Source organism: Pseudomonas saudimassiliensis, from assembly GCF_000939975.1.
Taxonomy (GTDB): domain Bacteria; phylum Pseudomonadota; class Gammaproteobacteria; order Pseudomonadales; family Pseudomonadaceae; genus Halopseudomonas; species Halopseudomonas saudimassiliensis.
In genome coordinates this window covers 2,454,816-2,469,677 of the sequence record NZ_LK391969.1, presented here as the reverse complement: position 1 = coordinate 2,469,677, position 14,862 = coordinate 2,454,816, and the positions used below count along the sequence as shown (strand labels likewise).

General features: G+C 62.4%; 10 protein-coding genes. 1 reads left to right on the top strand and 9 read right to left on the bottom strand.

All coding sequences use genetic code 11. From position 1 onward, the window contains the following. Positions 1-15: 15 nt before the first annotated feature. From VG99_RS11360 to glnE, 9 genes are all read right to left on the bottom strand, one after another. The gene (locus VG99_RS11360) at positions 16-1,164 is read right to left on the bottom strand and encodes a glycosyltransferase (protein WP_044500056.1); all 1,149 of its coding nucleotides are present in this window, start codon (positions 1,162-1,164) and stop codon (positions 16-18) included. Between the two features lie 251 nt (positions 1,165-1,415). Then, positions 1,416-2,837 carry a lipopolysaccharide kinase InaA family protein gene (locus tag VG99_RS11355; RefSeq protein ID WP_044500054.1) on the bottom strand — a complete coding sequence of 474 codons (1,422 nt, stop codon included), beginning with the start codon at positions 2,835-2,837 and terminating at the stop codon, positions 1,416-1,418. Further along, positions 2,834-3,580, bottom strand: coding sequence for a lipopolysaccharide kinase InaA family protein (locus VG99_RS11350; RefSeq protein ID WP_044500053.1), 747 nt, complete (start codon positions 3,578-3,580; stop codon positions 2,834-2,836). Before VG99_RS11350 ends, VG99_RS11355 begins: the two co-directional genes overlap by 4 nt. Then, positions 3,577-4,392, bottom strand: a complete 816-nt coding sequence (gene rfaP / locus VG99_RS11345; protein ID WP_044500051.1) for a lipopolysaccharide core heptose(I) kinase RfaP — start codon at positions 4,390-4,392, stop codon at positions 3,577-3,579. The genes VG99_RS11350 and rfaP overlap by 4 nt, the downstream gene beginning before the upstream one ends. Then, positions 4,389-5,510, bottom strand: a complete 1,122-nt coding sequence (locus VG99_RS11340; protein WP_044500050.1) for a glycosyltransferase family 4 protein — start codon at positions 5,508-5,510, stop codon at positions 4,389-4,391. Before VG99_RS11340 ends, rfaP begins: the two co-directional genes overlap by 4 nt. A 228-nt stretch (positions 5,511-5,738) precedes the next feature. Continuing rightward, positions 5,739-6,797 (bottom strand): lipopolysaccharide heptosyltransferase I, encoded by a 1,059-nt coding sequence (waaC, locus tag VG99_RS11335; protein WP_044500048.1) that lies wholly within the window; start codon positions 6,795-6,797, stop codon positions 5,739-5,741. A gap of 5 nt (positions 6,798-6,802) precedes the next feature. After that, entirely contained in the window at positions 6,803-7,846 is a 1,044-nt protein-coding gene (gene waaF / locus VG99_RS11330) for a lipopolysaccharide heptosyltransferase II (protein ID WP_044500046.1), read from the bottom strand. 115 nt (positions 7,847-7,961) lie between these two features. Further along, positions 7,962-8,885, bottom strand: a complete 924-nt coding sequence (locus tag VG99_RS11325; protein WP_044500044.1) for a branched-chain amino acid transaminase — start codon at positions 8,883-8,885, stop codon at positions 7,962-7,964. A 130-nt stretch (positions 8,886-9,015) separates the two neighbouring features. Beyond that, entirely contained in the window at positions 9,016-11,958 is a 2,943-nt protein-coding gene (glnE, locus tag VG99_RS11320; protein ID WP_044500043.1) for a bifunctional [glutamate--ammonia ligase]-adenylyl-L-tyrosine phosphorylase/[glutamate--ammonia-ligase] adenylyltransferase, read from the bottom strand. A 249-nt stretch (positions 11,959-12,207) separates the two neighbouring features. Here glnE and aceE point away from each other — a divergent pair, with 249 nt between their 5' ends. Continuing rightward, complete coding sequence (aceE, locus tag VG99_RS11315) at positions 12,208-14,859, top strand: pyruvate dehydrogenase (acetyl-transferring), homodimeric type (RefSeq protein WP_044500041.1); 2,652 nt, start codon at positions 12,208-12,210, stop codon at positions 14,857-14,859. The last annotated feature ends 3 nt before the right edge of the window (positions 14,860-14,862 follow it).

Sequence of the window (14,862 nt, the reverse complement as noted above, 5' to 3'; positions counted from 1 at the left end):
GCTGCCAGGTTGATCCTACTTCTCTGCGTTTTTCATAAGCACTGGGAGGATGAGTTCATGAAATCGATATTTGGCGGCGTCGTCAGAAAAGCATTTTCTGAGTTTGGTATAACCTGCCTGTGCTTTCGCGGCCTTTTCTTCCTCAGACAGTTTACCCGCGAGAGTCAGCGCTTCGGCCAGCCCCCGCTTGTCCTTCACCGGGAACAGCACTCCCACGTCGGCTACTATTTCACGCCCCGCCTTGCTGTCACTCGACACTATTGGGACACCGGCGGCCATTGCTTCGGCCAATACCATCCCGAACCCTTCGTTCACAGAGCTCAGAGCAAAGACATCAAACGCCTTGAAATATCGGGACGCGTGGGAAACATGCCCAGCGAAAACGACACGCTTCTCTACTCCCAGAGAGCGGGCAAGATCCAACAGATCCTCGCCGAGCCGCCCCGTACCGATGATCAGCAACAGGGCGTTGTCGGGCAATGCCGGTAGCGCCTCGGCGAAGCCATGAATGAGGGTGTTCTGATCCTTATCGGGATGTAACCGCCCAACATTTCCCACAACCCAGGCGCTCTCCGGGATACCGAAAAATCGGCGCGCCTCGTCCCTGGAAACCTGCTGTGCCTGCAGCGCTTTTACATCGATACGGTTATATAAGGTCTGGATACGCTCGGGCGGCCATGATGGTAAGCAATTCCGTACATCGTTCCGCACTGCATCGGAGACACCCAGCAACAGCAAACGCTTACGGAAGAATCGCGCAAATAGCTGTCGTGACCTACGCTTGTATACCCCGAAAGCATGTTGCACGCCGATGGTCGGCAGGTGGGTGGAAGCCAATGCTGCAACATACGTGGGTTTAAACCGGTGCGCGATGCAAAGCTCGAAATTACGAGACCGGATGATTTTCCTGACCCGCGAGATCGCCTCTAACTTCAGTCCACGAATTCCCCGGCTGGAGAAGTTGAGAAAGACGACTTCATCCGAAGCCGAGCCGGTGATAACGTCTTGATTAGGCTCTCCCGTCAGATAAACAGTACAAACGCGGTAGGAGGTTTCCTTGAACAGCACAGCGTATTGCCGAGCGCAATCGAGAAAGGGACCGTCATAGCCGTGACAAAGTTGAAGAACCCATGGCTGGGTCGTCTCGTTAACTTCAGAAGCCATCTCGATACCCCACCTTTCCCCTCGCCATCAGTACACACTCCATGATCAGATAGCCCCGCTCCGGCCCGTAAAATCCGTTCAGCACATCTGCTAGCGAGCGCGCCATTAATGTTCCCGGTAGAGGCTGGACCTGGCGGATTCTACACCCATACGCCGGTCTGCGCCCCATCGAAAGCACCGTTGCAGTGAGATGGTAGAACACAGCGAGGTCCCCGCGAGAACGATTGAAGAGCCTTATCTGCACTGCAGCTTTATCGCAACAATATCCGTTCCAACCACCTCGCCAACTCACTATTGGCTGGCCAGTTCCGCACGAAGCGCGCTCGGTCCCGGGCCCATGCCTTGTGCCAGGCGGCCGTCCCCGCATGACTCTGCATGGCGTCCAGGTCGATCAGCCACACTTGGTCCGCGTGCCACAGCAGGTTGGTGGCCTTGAAGTCGCCATGGCTGATTCGCGCTTCGTTCAATTGCCGAAAAGTGTGCAAGATGGCATTGGCCGTCGTCTCATCAGGCACGCTGTCTCCTGCCTCCCCCAGCCGCTGGAACAGGGTGCTGCCCGGGCAATACTCCGTAATCAGCCAGGCCTCCCGCCGCAGCGGCCCAATCCGCCGCTCGATCATCGCCAGCGGCTGCGGCGTGGCGATGCCGAGAAAGCGCAGGCGCCAGCCGGCCAGCCAGGAGTGCCAGGCGCGACTGGGGCGCCAGAAGCGTTTGAGCCAGTGGCCGACACCTTTGATGTTGTAGCGCTTGATAACCACATCCCGACCGCCAACCGTGGCGCGGGTGACGGTGCTGCTGCCGCCGTCCTTGAGCAGGGGGGTGCCGGCAAATGCGCTATCGGGATCGTCAAGTAACGGGGCCAGGGCTTGCTGTTCCGAGCGCAGCACCACACTGAACTGGCGAAAGCTTCGAGTCACCGCAAACTGGGTGCAATCTCGGAGGGTTTTGCCGAGGAAGTCATCCAGCCGTTTCTGGCGCTCGGCCTGCACCATCGCGAATAGCTGCTCGCCGCCCAAAGCAGGCAGCGGATTAACCGCGAGATAGCACTGCAGCAGCGAGTCGATCTGTTGATCCCAGTCCGGCTCGAACTGCGCAAAAAACAGCGCCAGATTCGCTTCTACAGCCTTGGGGGATAGAGGCTTGCCTGGCTCGACAGCCTCGATGGCATCGCCATCGATCACATAGAGCTGCTGCTGGTATCGCAGGAAATTACCCAGATGCATGTCCGTCTGGGCCAGGCCCTGTCTGTGCATGGCGGCGATCAGCTGCAGTGCCTCCTGCAGGATGGCTCTAGCGGCAGCGCTGTCGGTCGACGCATCCGGCAGTGTCTCCCAACGCTGCTGCAGGCTTTGTGAACCAGCCAGGAATTCGGTGAGCAGGTAGTAGCCGCCGCCGGGCAACTCGCCGCTGGCCAGCAAATCCGGTGTTGTCAGCCCGGCGCGTTGCAGCGCCTGGATGCCGTTGCTCTCGCGCTGCCAGTGGCGCTCGGCGCCGGTGGCGATGAACAGCTTGGCCAGCACCTGGCGGCCCTGCCACTCGCCCCGCCCGACCAGGCGCTTGCCGGGCAGGATCCGGAGCCATTGCTGGACGTCCAGCGCCCCACCCTCTACCGGCAGGCTGCAGGGCGTGCTGGGATGACGTCCGGCATGGCGCAGGCGGGCGGTGGTGTTCATTCTCGTCCCTCGAAAAAAGCCAGTATCTTCCTGATGCGTTTCTTGTCGGCAGCGGTCAGGCGGTCGCGCTGGGCATAGGCCAGGTAGAAACGCAGCCGGTCGGTACGCCGCAGGTGATATTTGGCCACCTTGTCGAGACAGGCCAGGTCCTTGATGATCCGGTAGCGCAGCAGCGGATAGGGCCACCTGCTGCCAGCCGGGCAGTCGATGAAATAGACCTGCGGTGACTCCCCGCGGTCGACGAGGATATTCCGCCATTTCAGGTCGTTATGGGCAAAGCCGTGGTCGTGCATCGTACGGGTCGCCCGGGCGATCCGGGGCATTACCGAGGCCAGCCACTGCCGGTCGCGCAGACATGGGTCGCTGCGTCTGGCCAGTTGGGCCAGGTCGTCGGTCTCCCCGATGCCCAGCGTGATCAGCGCGCCCCGCCCAAAGCTCAGCCCGCTGCGTTCCATGCCATAGCCCACCACCGGCACCGTCGGGATGCCCCAGCGCTGGAAGCGCAGCAGGTTTTCCCACTCGGCGCGGATGCGCGGGCGGCCGATAAACCGGCGCAGGTTCTTGCCAGCGGCCACGTAGCGCTTGATGTAGTAGCAGCGCCCATCGAGGCAGAGCCGCTGCACGTCGCTGATGTCGTCGGCGGTAATGCGTTCGCCCTGCAGGGCAAATACGCTGGGGAGATCAGCAAACAAGCGCGCTGCCTGCCCTGGCGCGAGAGCAGGGTCGAGTACCCACCCGGTCATGCCTTGCTACCGGGTGCGTATTTGCGTTCAAACCGGGTCTGCAAGCGCGCCGCCTTGCGCTCGAGCATGCTCAGCAATACCGCTTCCTCGGTGATGATCCGGCGCAGCGGCCGCTGGAAATAGGTACGCAGGAAGCGCAGCTTGTCCCGCTCGGTCAGGCCGATATTCAGCGCTGAAAAGTACAGTCCGCTGAGGTCCTTGTCGCGCCAGCGGCGCGGCACCTCGGCGCGGATCTGGGCGCGATGCAGATCGATCAGCGACAAACGCAGGTTGTCCGGCGTCGGCGGCGTATCGGTATGCAGCAGGAAATGGCAGATATAGCAGTCACGGTGATTGACGCCGGCGCGGTGCATACGCCCGGTCATCTCCGCTACCCGATGAATGAGCGCGTGCTTGAGCTCCGGTGCTGGCGGATCGGTTGGCCAGTGGCGGCTGAAATCCTCCAGGCTGATGGTCGGCGCAAGCTCCTCGGTAATGATGAAGGAGTGGCGATTGGCGGGATTGGCCCCACGTTCGCCGTAGGCGACCGCTGTCATGGTCGGCACACCCGCACGGGTCAGCGCCTCGATGGCTTGCCATTCCTGGTCAGCGCCGAGCACCGGCTTTTTCAATGTCGACCAGTTCTTGAATATTTCCCGCCAGCCGACACCCCGGTGGATTTTGACGAAGTAGCCCTGCCCGTTCACTTCAGTACGCAGGGTACGGCGCGCTTCCAGCTCGCGAAACACTTCGCCCTGCAGCTTTTCCACCTCAACGAAAGCGTCGCGCCCGGCCCAGAGGCTCTTGAAGGGCTCGTTCAATACCAGGGTCACGCCAAGTCTCCGAGAATCACGTCAGCGGCTCGCTCCGGCATGCTGTACAGGTCTGCGCCTTCGGCATACTCCAGGGCATTCTGTTGCCATTCCCGGCGGGTTTCCGGGTCGTCGAGAATGCGCGCGAGCCAGTTGTTCAGGGTGTCCTGCTCGAAGGGTTCGGGCACTACCAGGCCGCAGTCAGCCTCTTCGATGTAATGGGCATAGCCGCAGACCGCCGTGGTCAGTACCGGCAGCCCAGCGACCAGCGCCTCCAGCAGCACGGTGCCGGTATTTTCGTTGTAGGCCGGATGAATCAGCAGGTCGGCGCCGAGCAGAAAGCGCGGCACATCATCGCGTCCGGGCAGAATCTGCACCTGCTCGGTGATACCCAGGGCGCGGATCTGGCGCAGGAATGGCGCCTGGTCATCGGCGCCGATGACGATCAAGCGCGTACGCTGGCGCAGTTCCGCTGGCAGCGCTGCTACCGCCTCCAGGGTGCGGTCCAGACCCTTGGTCTTGAAGCCGGAGCCAATCTGCACCAGCAGCAGGTCATCCTCTCCCAGGTTGAACTCGCGACGCAGATCGGCGCGGATCTCCGGAGCATTGGCCGGCGCGCGGCGGTCGGTCGAAATGCCCGGCGGCAACAAATGGAAACGCTCGGGTGGGGTGCGGTAATGCTGCATGAACAGCGGCAGCTGCACTTCGGAGATCATCAGGATCTCTGTGCGCCCTTCCGGAGTGAATACCGCGCGCTCATAGCTGGAAAAGTGCCGATAGCGGGGGCCGAACTGATACAGCCAGCCCCGCTGGTTGCACGCCTTGTCTTCATAACAACCGTCGGCTGCGTAATACACATCCAGGCCGGGCATCTTGTTGAACCCCACCACGCGGTCAACGGGGTCACGCTGCAGGTCGGCCTGCACCCAGCGGGCGAATTTCTCGTTTCGGCGGTGGTTCGACAGCGCCTTGACCGGCACCAGGCGAATATCGAAACCCGCCGGCCGCTCCCCTTCCCAGCTCAGGGTGTAGACGCGAATGGCGTGGCCGCGCTGCTGGCATACCTTGGCGATCCGCAGGAAGTCGCGCTGCAGCCCGCCGAAGGGGAAGTATTTGTAAAGCAGAAAGGCCAGTTGCATCGGGGTTCTCTTGCTGGGCCGCTGCATCTCAACTGAAAGGGTCATGCCGACCATGGCAGCGTGTTGTATTGGGTTATCAAAGACTGGCGAGTTTAGCACAGCTGGGGTTGATCCTGGCGCAGGAGGGTCGGCGGCGGTGCTGGCCTGCGCGAAGAGCTGTCGAGCTGGTGCTCGACCGGGTCGCGCTCGACAATCCCAGGGCGTGCTCGAACATTCCCGGGGCGAGCCTTACTGCCTGACGTGTTGCAGCAACCCTTCCAGCTCCGCCAGCACCCGCTCGGGCTGCAACCGGGTAAAGCACAGCGGCAGCTCCTGGCGCAGATCGAACTGGCGAGCGTCTTCGGGGGTGGGCTGGTACTTGCACTTCTTGCTCATGCAGGGTGCGCACGGGAAGTCGCTGGCCAGATGGGTCTGCACTGCCCCATAGGCGCCGGTAAAGCCCGGGTTGGTCGGACCGAACAGCGAGACGGTCGGTACATCCAGCGCGGCGGCCAGATGACCGAGCCCGGTGTCCACGGCCACACAGGCGCGGGCGCCGGCCAGGATATTGGCCATCCCGGCAAGCGGCAGCCTGGGTAGCACCTGCACCCCCGGCACGCCGTCGGCGATACGCTCAGCACGAGCTCGTTCCGAGTCATTACCCCAGGGCAGTTTGACCTGCATGCCCCGCTCCACCGCCAGCTCCGCCAGCCGTTTCCAGTACAGTTCCGGCCAGTGCTTGGTAACCCAGGTGGTGCCATGCAGGAAGACGACGTAATCCGCGGCGGCCTGCTCACCCGCCAGGTAGCTGCGATTGAGCCCGTAGTGCCCGGTCGTGGCCGGTACCTGATACCCCAACGCCTGGGCAAACAGCTGGCGGACCCGCTCTACCGCATGCTGGCCCCAGGGTACCGACATGGTCTGATCATACAGCCGGCTGGCCAGGGGTTCGCGGGCGGACTCCCGATCCAGCCCGACTACCGGCGCCTTGATTCCACGCGTCAACAAAGCGCTTTTCAGCAGTCCCTGGGCATCGATGACCAGATCATAATGACGGCTGTGCAAACGCCGGCGGAAGCGTTGCCACTCGCCGGTGCGCAGGGTTTTCAGCGGGCTCTTGCGCCAGCGGCGGATAGCAACCGGAATCACCTCCGCCACGGCGGGATGCCACAGCGGAATCTCCGCGAAATTCTCCTCCACAACCCAGTCGAAAACGATGCCGGGCAGCGCCGCCTGGGCATCGGTCAGCGCCGGCAGGGTGTGAATCACATCGCCCATGGAGGACGTCTTGATCAGCAGCACACGCATGGCAGTTACCATTGCGGGTCGGGCAAGGGATCACCGACCAGGCGCTGCAAGGCGTCAATGACCCGCTGGGGCTCAAGATCGCGCAGGCAATTGTAGTGGCCAAAGCGGCACGTGCGGTCGAAACAGGGGCTGCAGTCGAGCCCCAGCCGCACCACTTCCACCTGCTCAGCCAACGGCGGCGTAAAATCCGGGGAGGTGGAGCCATATACCGATACCAGCGGCCGGTTCAGCGCGGCGGCCACGTGCATCAGCCCCGAGTCGTTGCTCACCACCGCCGTCGCGCAGGACATCAGATCAATCGCTTCAGCCAGGCTCGTTTCGCCGGCCAGGTTGCTGGATTCTTCCCGCAGGCCGGGGATCAGCCGTTCGCGGATCTGCTCCCCGCCCGGATGATCGTTCTTCGAGCCGAACAGCCAGACCTGCCAGCCCTGCCGGATCTTGTGGTCGGCCACCGCCGCGTAATGCTCGGCCGGCCAGCGCTTGGCCTCGCCGAACTCGGCACCGGGACAGAGCGCCAGTACTGGCCGGTCCAGTTCCAGGCCGAAGCGCGCCAGCGCCGCTTCCCGGCTGGCCGGGTCGATCTGCAATGTCGGCCGAGGGTAAGGCCTTTCGAGCTGATGATCTGGTTCCCAGGCCAGCGCCATGAAACGCTCGATCATCAGCGGATAGGCTTGCTTGTCCAACACGCGAATATCGTTCAGCAAGCCGTAGCGCATTTCCCCACGCCAACCGGTGCGCTTGGGAATACCGGCAAAGAACGGCACCAGGGCAGACTTCAGGGAATTGGGCAGCAGAATGGCTTGATCGTACTGGCCGGCCAGGCCTTTGCCGATGCGGCGGCGGCTGGCGATGTCCAGTACCCCATGACCGAGCGGAAAGCTCAGGGCCTGGTGGACCTCGGGCATGCGCTCGAGGATCGGCCGGCTCCACTCTGGAGCCAGCACATCAATCAGGCAGTCGGGGCCGTGACGCAGCTTGAGGCAGGCAAAGAGCGTCTGCGCCATGACCATGTCACCCACCCAACTGGGACCAACAATGAGAATCTTCATAAGTCTTGCAAGCCGCAAGCTGCAAGCGACAAGCCACAAGCGGCGCGTTTCCCACGCCAGGATGAGAACGACTCCACGCGCCCTGCCGCTTGCTCCTTGCCGCTTGCCGCTGCCATCACTTGACCAGGGTCAGCCATTCGCTGCGGGCGGGAATCCGGCCGTTGACCAGATCGAAGTAGGCCTTCTGCAGCTTCTCGGTGACCGGGCCGCGGCGGCCGATGCCGATCTGGCGGTTGTCCACTTCGCGGATCGGCGTCACCTCAGCGGCGGTACCGGTGAAGAACGCCTCGTCAGCAATGTAGACCTCGTCGCGGGTGATACGCTTCTCGACCACCTTGATACCCATTTCCTCGGCCAGGCTCAGTACCGTGCCACGGGTGATGCCATTGAGGCAGGCGGTGACTTCGGGGGTGTAGATGACACCATCCTTGACGATGAACACGTTTTCGCCCGAACCCTCGGCCACGTAGCCTTCCGGGTCCAGCAACAGGGCTTCGTCGGCACCGGCCGATACGGCTTCCTGCAGAGCGAGCATGGAGTTCATGTAGGCGCCGCTGGATTTCGCGCGGGTCATGGTGATGTTGACGTGGTGACGGGTAAAAGAACTGGTGCGGATGCGGATGCCCTGCTCCAGCGCTTCGTCGCCCATGTAGGCGCCCCAGTACCAGGCCGCGACGGCCACGTGGACCTTGAGGTTGTCAGCCCGGATACCCATGCCTTCCGATCCGTAGAACACCAGCGGACGAATGTAGGCGGTTTCCAGGTTGTTGTCGCGTACGGCGGCGCGGCATGCTTCGTTGATCTGTTCCTTGGTGAACGGAATCTTCATGCCCATGATGTGGGCGGAGTCGAACAGGCGGTCGGTGTGCGCCTGCAGACGGAAGATGGCAGTACCCTGCTCGGTGTTGTAGGCACGCACGCCTTCGAACACGCCCATGCCGTAGTGCAGCGAGTGGGTCAGGACATGGACGTTGGCATCGCGCCACGGAACCATTTGACCATCAAACCAGATAACACCATCACGATCAGCCATCGACATAACAGCCAGCTCCATTCATATATATCTAAGGTTCAGGATTCCGCATCCGCGCCTGCCCGCAGGCCCAGCGGAGCTATCCTATCGTTTTCTGGCCTGGCCATGCCTGCCGCATTGTCGAATGAGATGTCATTCAGGCACCCGCGGCGTCTGGTAGCCATTGCTGCCAGAGTCGGATGATGTCATGTCGGTAGTCATGAAACTGGTCGCCAGGTGTTTTCCCCGGCTGCTTTTGCAAAGCCAGGCGATGGGCTGCTGCGCGGTAGGCCTTGTAAGCCTCCTGCAAACGCTGCACGTCTTCGCTGGCGATCAAGCCGGCGTCGCGCAGCCCGTCCAATATTCTGATGTTATCCGTGAAACGCAGTAACTCGGGGTACCGGCACGACCAGGCCAGAACCGCATATTGCACCATAAATTCGATATCAACGATACCTCCCGCGTCCTGCTTCAGATCAAACAGCGCATCGGCGGTAAAGGCAGCGGGATCGAAGCCGCCCTGGGTGCTCGACGTACCGAGGTTGTCGCGCATCTTCTGGCGCATGTTCAGCACCTCCTGGCGCAGCTGGTTGACATCACGCTCGCGGCCCAGCACATCGGCACGCAGGCTGTTGAACCGCTCTCCCAGCTGCGGGCAGCCAGCCAGCGGCCGCGCCCGCACCAGTGCCTGGTGCTCCCAGGTCCAGGCTTCCTCCCGCTGATAGCGGGCGAAGGCATCCAGCGAGGTCACCAGCAGCCCGGCATCACCAGACGGACGCAGGCGCATGTCCACCTCATAGAGGGCGCCGGAGGTGGTGTGGGCAGTGAGAATATGGATGATGCGTTGCCCCAGGCGGGTGTAGAAACGCCCTCCATCCAGCGGCCGCGGCCCATCGGTTTCCGCCTCGGTGTCGCCATCGTGAATGAATACCAGATCCAGGTCCGAGCCATGGGACAGCTCGATGCCGCCCACCTTGCCGTAGCCGACCACAATGAAATCCAGCTCGCAGGGGCTCCCATCGTGGCGCCGCGGCGTGCCGTGGCGGCGCACCATGTCGCGCCAGGCCAGTTCCAGCACCTGCTGCAGGATGGCCTCGGCAATCCAGGTCAGGTAGTCGCTCACCTTCATCAGCGGCAGACTGCCGGCAATCTCCGACGCCACCACCCGCAGCCCGTGGGCGCGCTTGAAATAGCGCAGCACTTCCATCTGCTGCTCGAGGTCGTCCTCGGGGATACGCACCAGCTCCTGACGCAACTCATCCACCAGCTCGGCAATCTCCGGCGGGCGATACAACCGGCCTGAATTTAGCAACTCGTCCAACACCACCGGGTAGCGGGCAATCTGCTCGGCGATCAGCGGGCTGGCCGTGCAGAGCACCAGCAGTTCATGCAGCGCACCGGGGTTTTCCGTGAGCAATACCAGATAGGCGGAGCGCCGCGCCACGGCCTCCACCAATGGCATAACCCGCTCCAGCGCCAGATCCGGATCGTCCTGCTCACAGGCCATGCCCAACAGGCGAGGCATGAACACATCGAGCCGCTCGCGGCTGAGGCGCTGCATGGCCCGCACCCGGGCCGAGCCCATCAGGTTGCGCAGCAGGTTCCAGGCCCGTACCGGGTCCTGGAATCCGCCCTCGGCCAATTGCTGCTGGGCGGCTTCGGCCTCCGGCAGATCGTCCCACAGCAACATCCATTCCTCGTAATCGAGCTGGGGTTGATCCTTATCGTCATCGGGATCGGCGATGACACCGGCAAAATGCCGGGCCACCTTGCTGCGCTGCAACTCCAGCTGGGCGCGATACTCGTCCCAGGAGTCGAATCCCATGACCAGCGCCAACCGCGCCTGGCCCAGCGCATCGGTCGGCAGCATCTGGGTCTGGCGATCATCCACCGCCTGCAGGGCATGCTCGGTATCGCGCAGGAACAGATAGGCGCCCTTGAGCTCGTCCACCGCCGCGTCGGGCAGGTAAATGTTGGTCGCCAGCACATCCAGCACCGGCAGGATCGGTCGCTGCTGCAGGCTGCGATCGCGCCCGCCATGGATCAACTGGAACGCCTGGCCGATAAACTCCACTTCGCGGATCCCGCCGGAGCCCAGCTTGACGTTGTCTTCCAGGCCCTTGCGCTGCACCTCCCGCTGGATCATCTGCTTGAGGTTACGCAGCGCCTCGATCGCGGCAAAATCCAGATAGCGGCGATAGACAAAGGGTTTGAGCATGGCCAGCAGCTCCGCCCCCGCCTGTTGATCGCCCGCCACCACCCGGGCCTTGATCATGGCGTAGCGCTCCCAATCCCGGCCCTGGCTCTGGTAATACTGCTCCAGGGCGTTGAAGCTGAAGACCAGGGCGCCGCTATCACCGTACGGGCGCAGCCGCATGTCGACGCGGAATACAAAGCCATCGACCGTCACTTCATCCAGCAGCTTGATCAGCCGTTGCCCGACGCGGATGAAGAATTCCTGGTTCGACAGACTGCGGCGGCCGCCCCGGGTTTCCCCGGACCGCGGGTAAGCGAAGATCAGATCGATATCCGAGGACAGATTCAATTCATGGGCGCCCAGCTTGCCCATACCCAGCACTACCATATGCTGCGGCTCACCGTCAGGACCGCAGGGTTCCCCCAGACCGGCGCTCAGGTGCCCGTACAGCCAGCGGTAGCCCTGCTCCAGGCAGGCATCTGCCATGTCGGACAGGTCCCGCGTGGTTTCCATGGTGGCTGCGTGGCGTAGCAGATCGCGCCAGATGATGCGCACCTGCTGTTGCTGGCGGAACCGCCGCAGCAACCGCGCCAGCTCCTCTTCCGTCGCGGCGGCCGCCAACGCTTCGGCCAGCAGCTCGGCCAGCTCGCCCGGCGCCAGGCTGCGCCACAACCGCTGATCCTCGACCAACCGCCAGGCCATCTGCGGATCACGACGCAGCTGCTCAGCAACAAAATCACTGCCCGCCAGCACCTGCGGCAATTCGCTCAGAAACTGGTCGCCCAGCTGATGTAGGCTGGCTTCCAGGCCGGCCTGATGGAGAGCAAGACGCCACTGCGCGAGGTGATGATCTACCAGTCGCTGGACGTGGGTGGGCATGGGGGCCGGCGATGAAAGAGACATGGTCTATCCTGAGTACATCCGAGGGCTGCAGATTGCCACGCCGGGGGCGTGCGGAAAAGAGCGCTGCGAAAAAACCTCGGCATTAGGATGTAGTTTCACTACAGATATTCCTGTGACCGGATAGTTTTTTTATTCATTTTGTAGTAAAACTACACGCACCGTTGACCATTGCGTTCCCGAGCCTCATCACCGTGCTCCGGCAATGCAATTGTTTTTCCATCAAGGGACCCACAAGGTCTGGAGAACAATATGAAGCATGATGATATCGATCCACTCGAAACCCAGGAATGGCTCGATGCCCTGGAGTCCGTTCTCGATGCCGAAGGCGAAGGCCGGGCCGAATATCTGATCAAGCGCATGGGCGAATTGGCAAGCCGCACCGGCACCCGCCTCCCCTACGCGATCACCACCCCCTATCGCAACACCATCCCGGTGACCCACGAAGCGGTCATGCCCGGCGACCTGTTCATGGAGCGGCGCATCCGCTCGATGGTACGGTGGAACGCCCTGGCGATGGTCATGCGCGCGAACCTGCAGGATCCGGACCTGGGTGGTCACATCTCCACCTTCGCCTCCAGCGCCACCCTGTACGACATCGGCTTCAACTACTTCTTCAAGGCGCCTACCGAAGAACACGGCGGTGACCTGGTCTTTTTCCAGGGTCACGCTTCACCGGGCATCTATGCCCGTGCGTTCCTCGAAGGCCGCATTACCGAAGAACAGATGACCAATTACCGCCAGGAAGTGGACGGCAATGGCCTGTCCTCCTATCCGCACCCCTGGCTGATGCCCGACTTCTGGCAGTTCCCCACCGTGTCCATGGGCCTGGGCCCGATCCAGGCCATCTACCAGGCCCGTTTCATGAAGTACCTGGAAAGCCGCGGCTTCATCGAGCCGGGCAAACAGAAGGTCTGGTGCTTCCTGGGCGATGGCGAGTGTGACGAGCCCGAATCCCTCGGCGCCATTTCCCTGGCTGGCCGTGAGAAGCTCGACAACCTGATCTTCGTCATCAACTGCAACCTGCAGCGCCTCGACGGCCCGGTGCGCGGTAACGGCAAGATCATCCAGGAACTGGAAGGCAACTTCCGTGGTGCCGACTGGAACGTGATCAAGGTCATCTGGGGCCGCCTGTGGGATCCGCTGCTGGCCAAGGACGTTGACGGCCTGCTGCAGGAGCGCATGGAAGAAGTCGTGGACGGCGACTACCAGAACTACAAGGCCAATGATGGCGCCTATGTGCGCGAACACTTCTTCGGTGCCCGTCCGGAACTGAAGAAGATGGTCGAGAACATGTCAGACGACGAAGTCTGGAAGCTCAACCGTGGTGGCCATGACCCGTACAAGGTCTATGCGGCCTACCATGCGGCGGTCAATCACGAGGGTCAGCCCAGCGTCATCCTGGCCAAAACCATCAAGGGCTACGGTACCGGCGCCAGCCAGGGCCAGAACATCGCCCACAACACCAAGAAGGTCGACACCGAGAGCCTGAAGACCTTCCGCGACCGCTTCGGTATCCCGCTCAATGATGACGAGCTGGAGAAGCTGCCCTTCTATCGCCCGGAAGAAGGCTCGCCCGAGTACAAGTACCTGCACTCGCGCCGCGAGGCACTGGGCGGTTACATGCCGCAGCGCCGCGCGACCAGCAAGCCGATCCCGATTCCGCCGCTGGACACCCTCAAGTCCATTCTGGACGGCACCGGCGAGCGCGAAATCTCCACCACCATGGCCTTCGTGCGCATTCTGGCGCAGTTGGTAAAGGACAAGGAGCTGGGCTCCCGCGTCGTTCCGATCGTACCCGACGAAGCCCGTACCTTCGGTATGGAAGGCATGTTCCGTCAGCTGGGCATCTACTCGTCCGTGGGTCAGCTGTATGAGCCGGTGGACAAGAACCAGGTGATGTTCTATCGCGAGGACAAGAAGGGGCAGATCCTCGAGGAAGGCATCAACGAAGCCGGCGCCATGTCCAGCTGGATTGCCGCTGCCACCGCCTACAGCACCTATAACCAGCCGATGCTGCCGTTCTACATCTTCTATTCGATGTTCGGCTTCCAGCGTATTGGCGACCTGGCCTGGGCCGCTGGCGACAGCCGCGCCAAGGGCTTCCTGATCGGCGGCACCGCCGGTCGCACCACGCTCAACGGCGAAGGCCTGCAGCATGAGGACGGTCACAGCCACATCCTGGCCTCGACCATTCCCAACTGCCGCACCTACGATCCCACCTATGCCTACGAGCTGGCGGTGATCATCCGTGAAGGCTCGCGCCGGATGATGGAAGAGCAGGAAAACATCTTCTACTACATCACCGTGATGAACGAAGCCTACGCCCAGCCGCCCATGCCCGAAGGCGTTGAAGACGGCATCATCCGCGGCATGTACCTGCTGGAAGAAGCCAAGGAGAAAGGCAAGCACCACGTCCAGCTGATGGGCAGCGGTACCATCCTGCGCGAAGTGCGCGAGGCGGCCACCATCCTGCAGAACAACTACGGCATCAGTGCCGATATCTGGAGCGTGACCAGCTTCAATGAGCTGCGTCGTGACGGCCTGGATGTGGAGCGCTGGAACCGCCTGCACCCAACCGACAGCCCGCGCCTGACCTATGTCGAGCAGAACCTGGCCGAGCGCCAGGGTCCGGTCATTGCCGCCACCGACTACATGAAGCTGTATGCCGAGCAGATCCGCCAGTGGGTGCCGGGCACCTTCAAGGTCCTGGGCACCGACGGCTTCGGTCGCAGCGACACCCGTCGCAAGCTGCGGGACTTCTTTGAAGTCGACCGCCGCTGGATTGCCTACACCGCCCTGGCGTCCCTGGTCGATACCGGCGAGCTCAAGCCCGAGGTACTGATCGAAGCCCAGGCCACCTTCGGCCTGAACCCGAACAAAGCCAACCCGCTGGATTGCTGAGGA

What these genes read in the sequence shown, in the direction of transcription:
- VG99_RS11350 (WP_044500053.1), bottom strand. Translation starts at nt 3,580, where the DNA reads ATGACCGGGTGGGTACTCGACCCTGCTCTCGCGCCAGGGCAGGCAGCG.
- aceE (WP_044500041.1), top strand. Translation starts at nt 12,208, where the DNA reads ATGAAGCATGATGATATCGATCCACTCGAAACCCAGGAATGGCTCGAT.
- waaC (WP_044500048.1), bottom strand. Translation starts at nt 6,797, where the DNA reads ATGCGTGTGCTGCTGATCAAGACGTCCTCCATGGGCGATGTGATTCAC.
- VG99_RS11340 (WP_044500050.1), bottom strand. Translation starts at nt 5,510, where the DNA reads ATGCAACTGGCCTTTCTGCTTTACAAATACTTCCCCTTCGGCGGGCTG.
- VG99_RS11325 (WP_044500044.1), bottom strand. Translation starts at nt 8,885, where the DNA reads ATGTCGATGGCTGATCGTGATGGTGTTATCTGGTTTGATGGTCAAATG.
- glnE (WP_044500043.1), bottom strand. Translation starts at nt 11,958, where the DNA reads ATGTCTCTTTCATCGCCGGCCCCCATGCCCACCCACGTCCAGCGACTG.
- VG99_RS11355 (WP_044500054.1), bottom strand. Translation starts at nt 2,837, where the DNA reads ATGAACACCACCGCCCGCCTGCGCCATGCCGGACGTCATCCCAGCACG.
- VG99_RS11360 (WP_044500056.1), bottom strand. Translation starts at nt 1,164, where the DNA reads ATGGCTTCTGAAGTTAACGAGACGACCCAGCCATGGGTTCTTCAACTT.
- waaF (WP_044500046.1), bottom strand. Translation starts at nt 7,846, where the DNA reads ATGAAGATTCTCATTGTTGGTCCCAGTTGGGTGGGTGACATGGTCATG.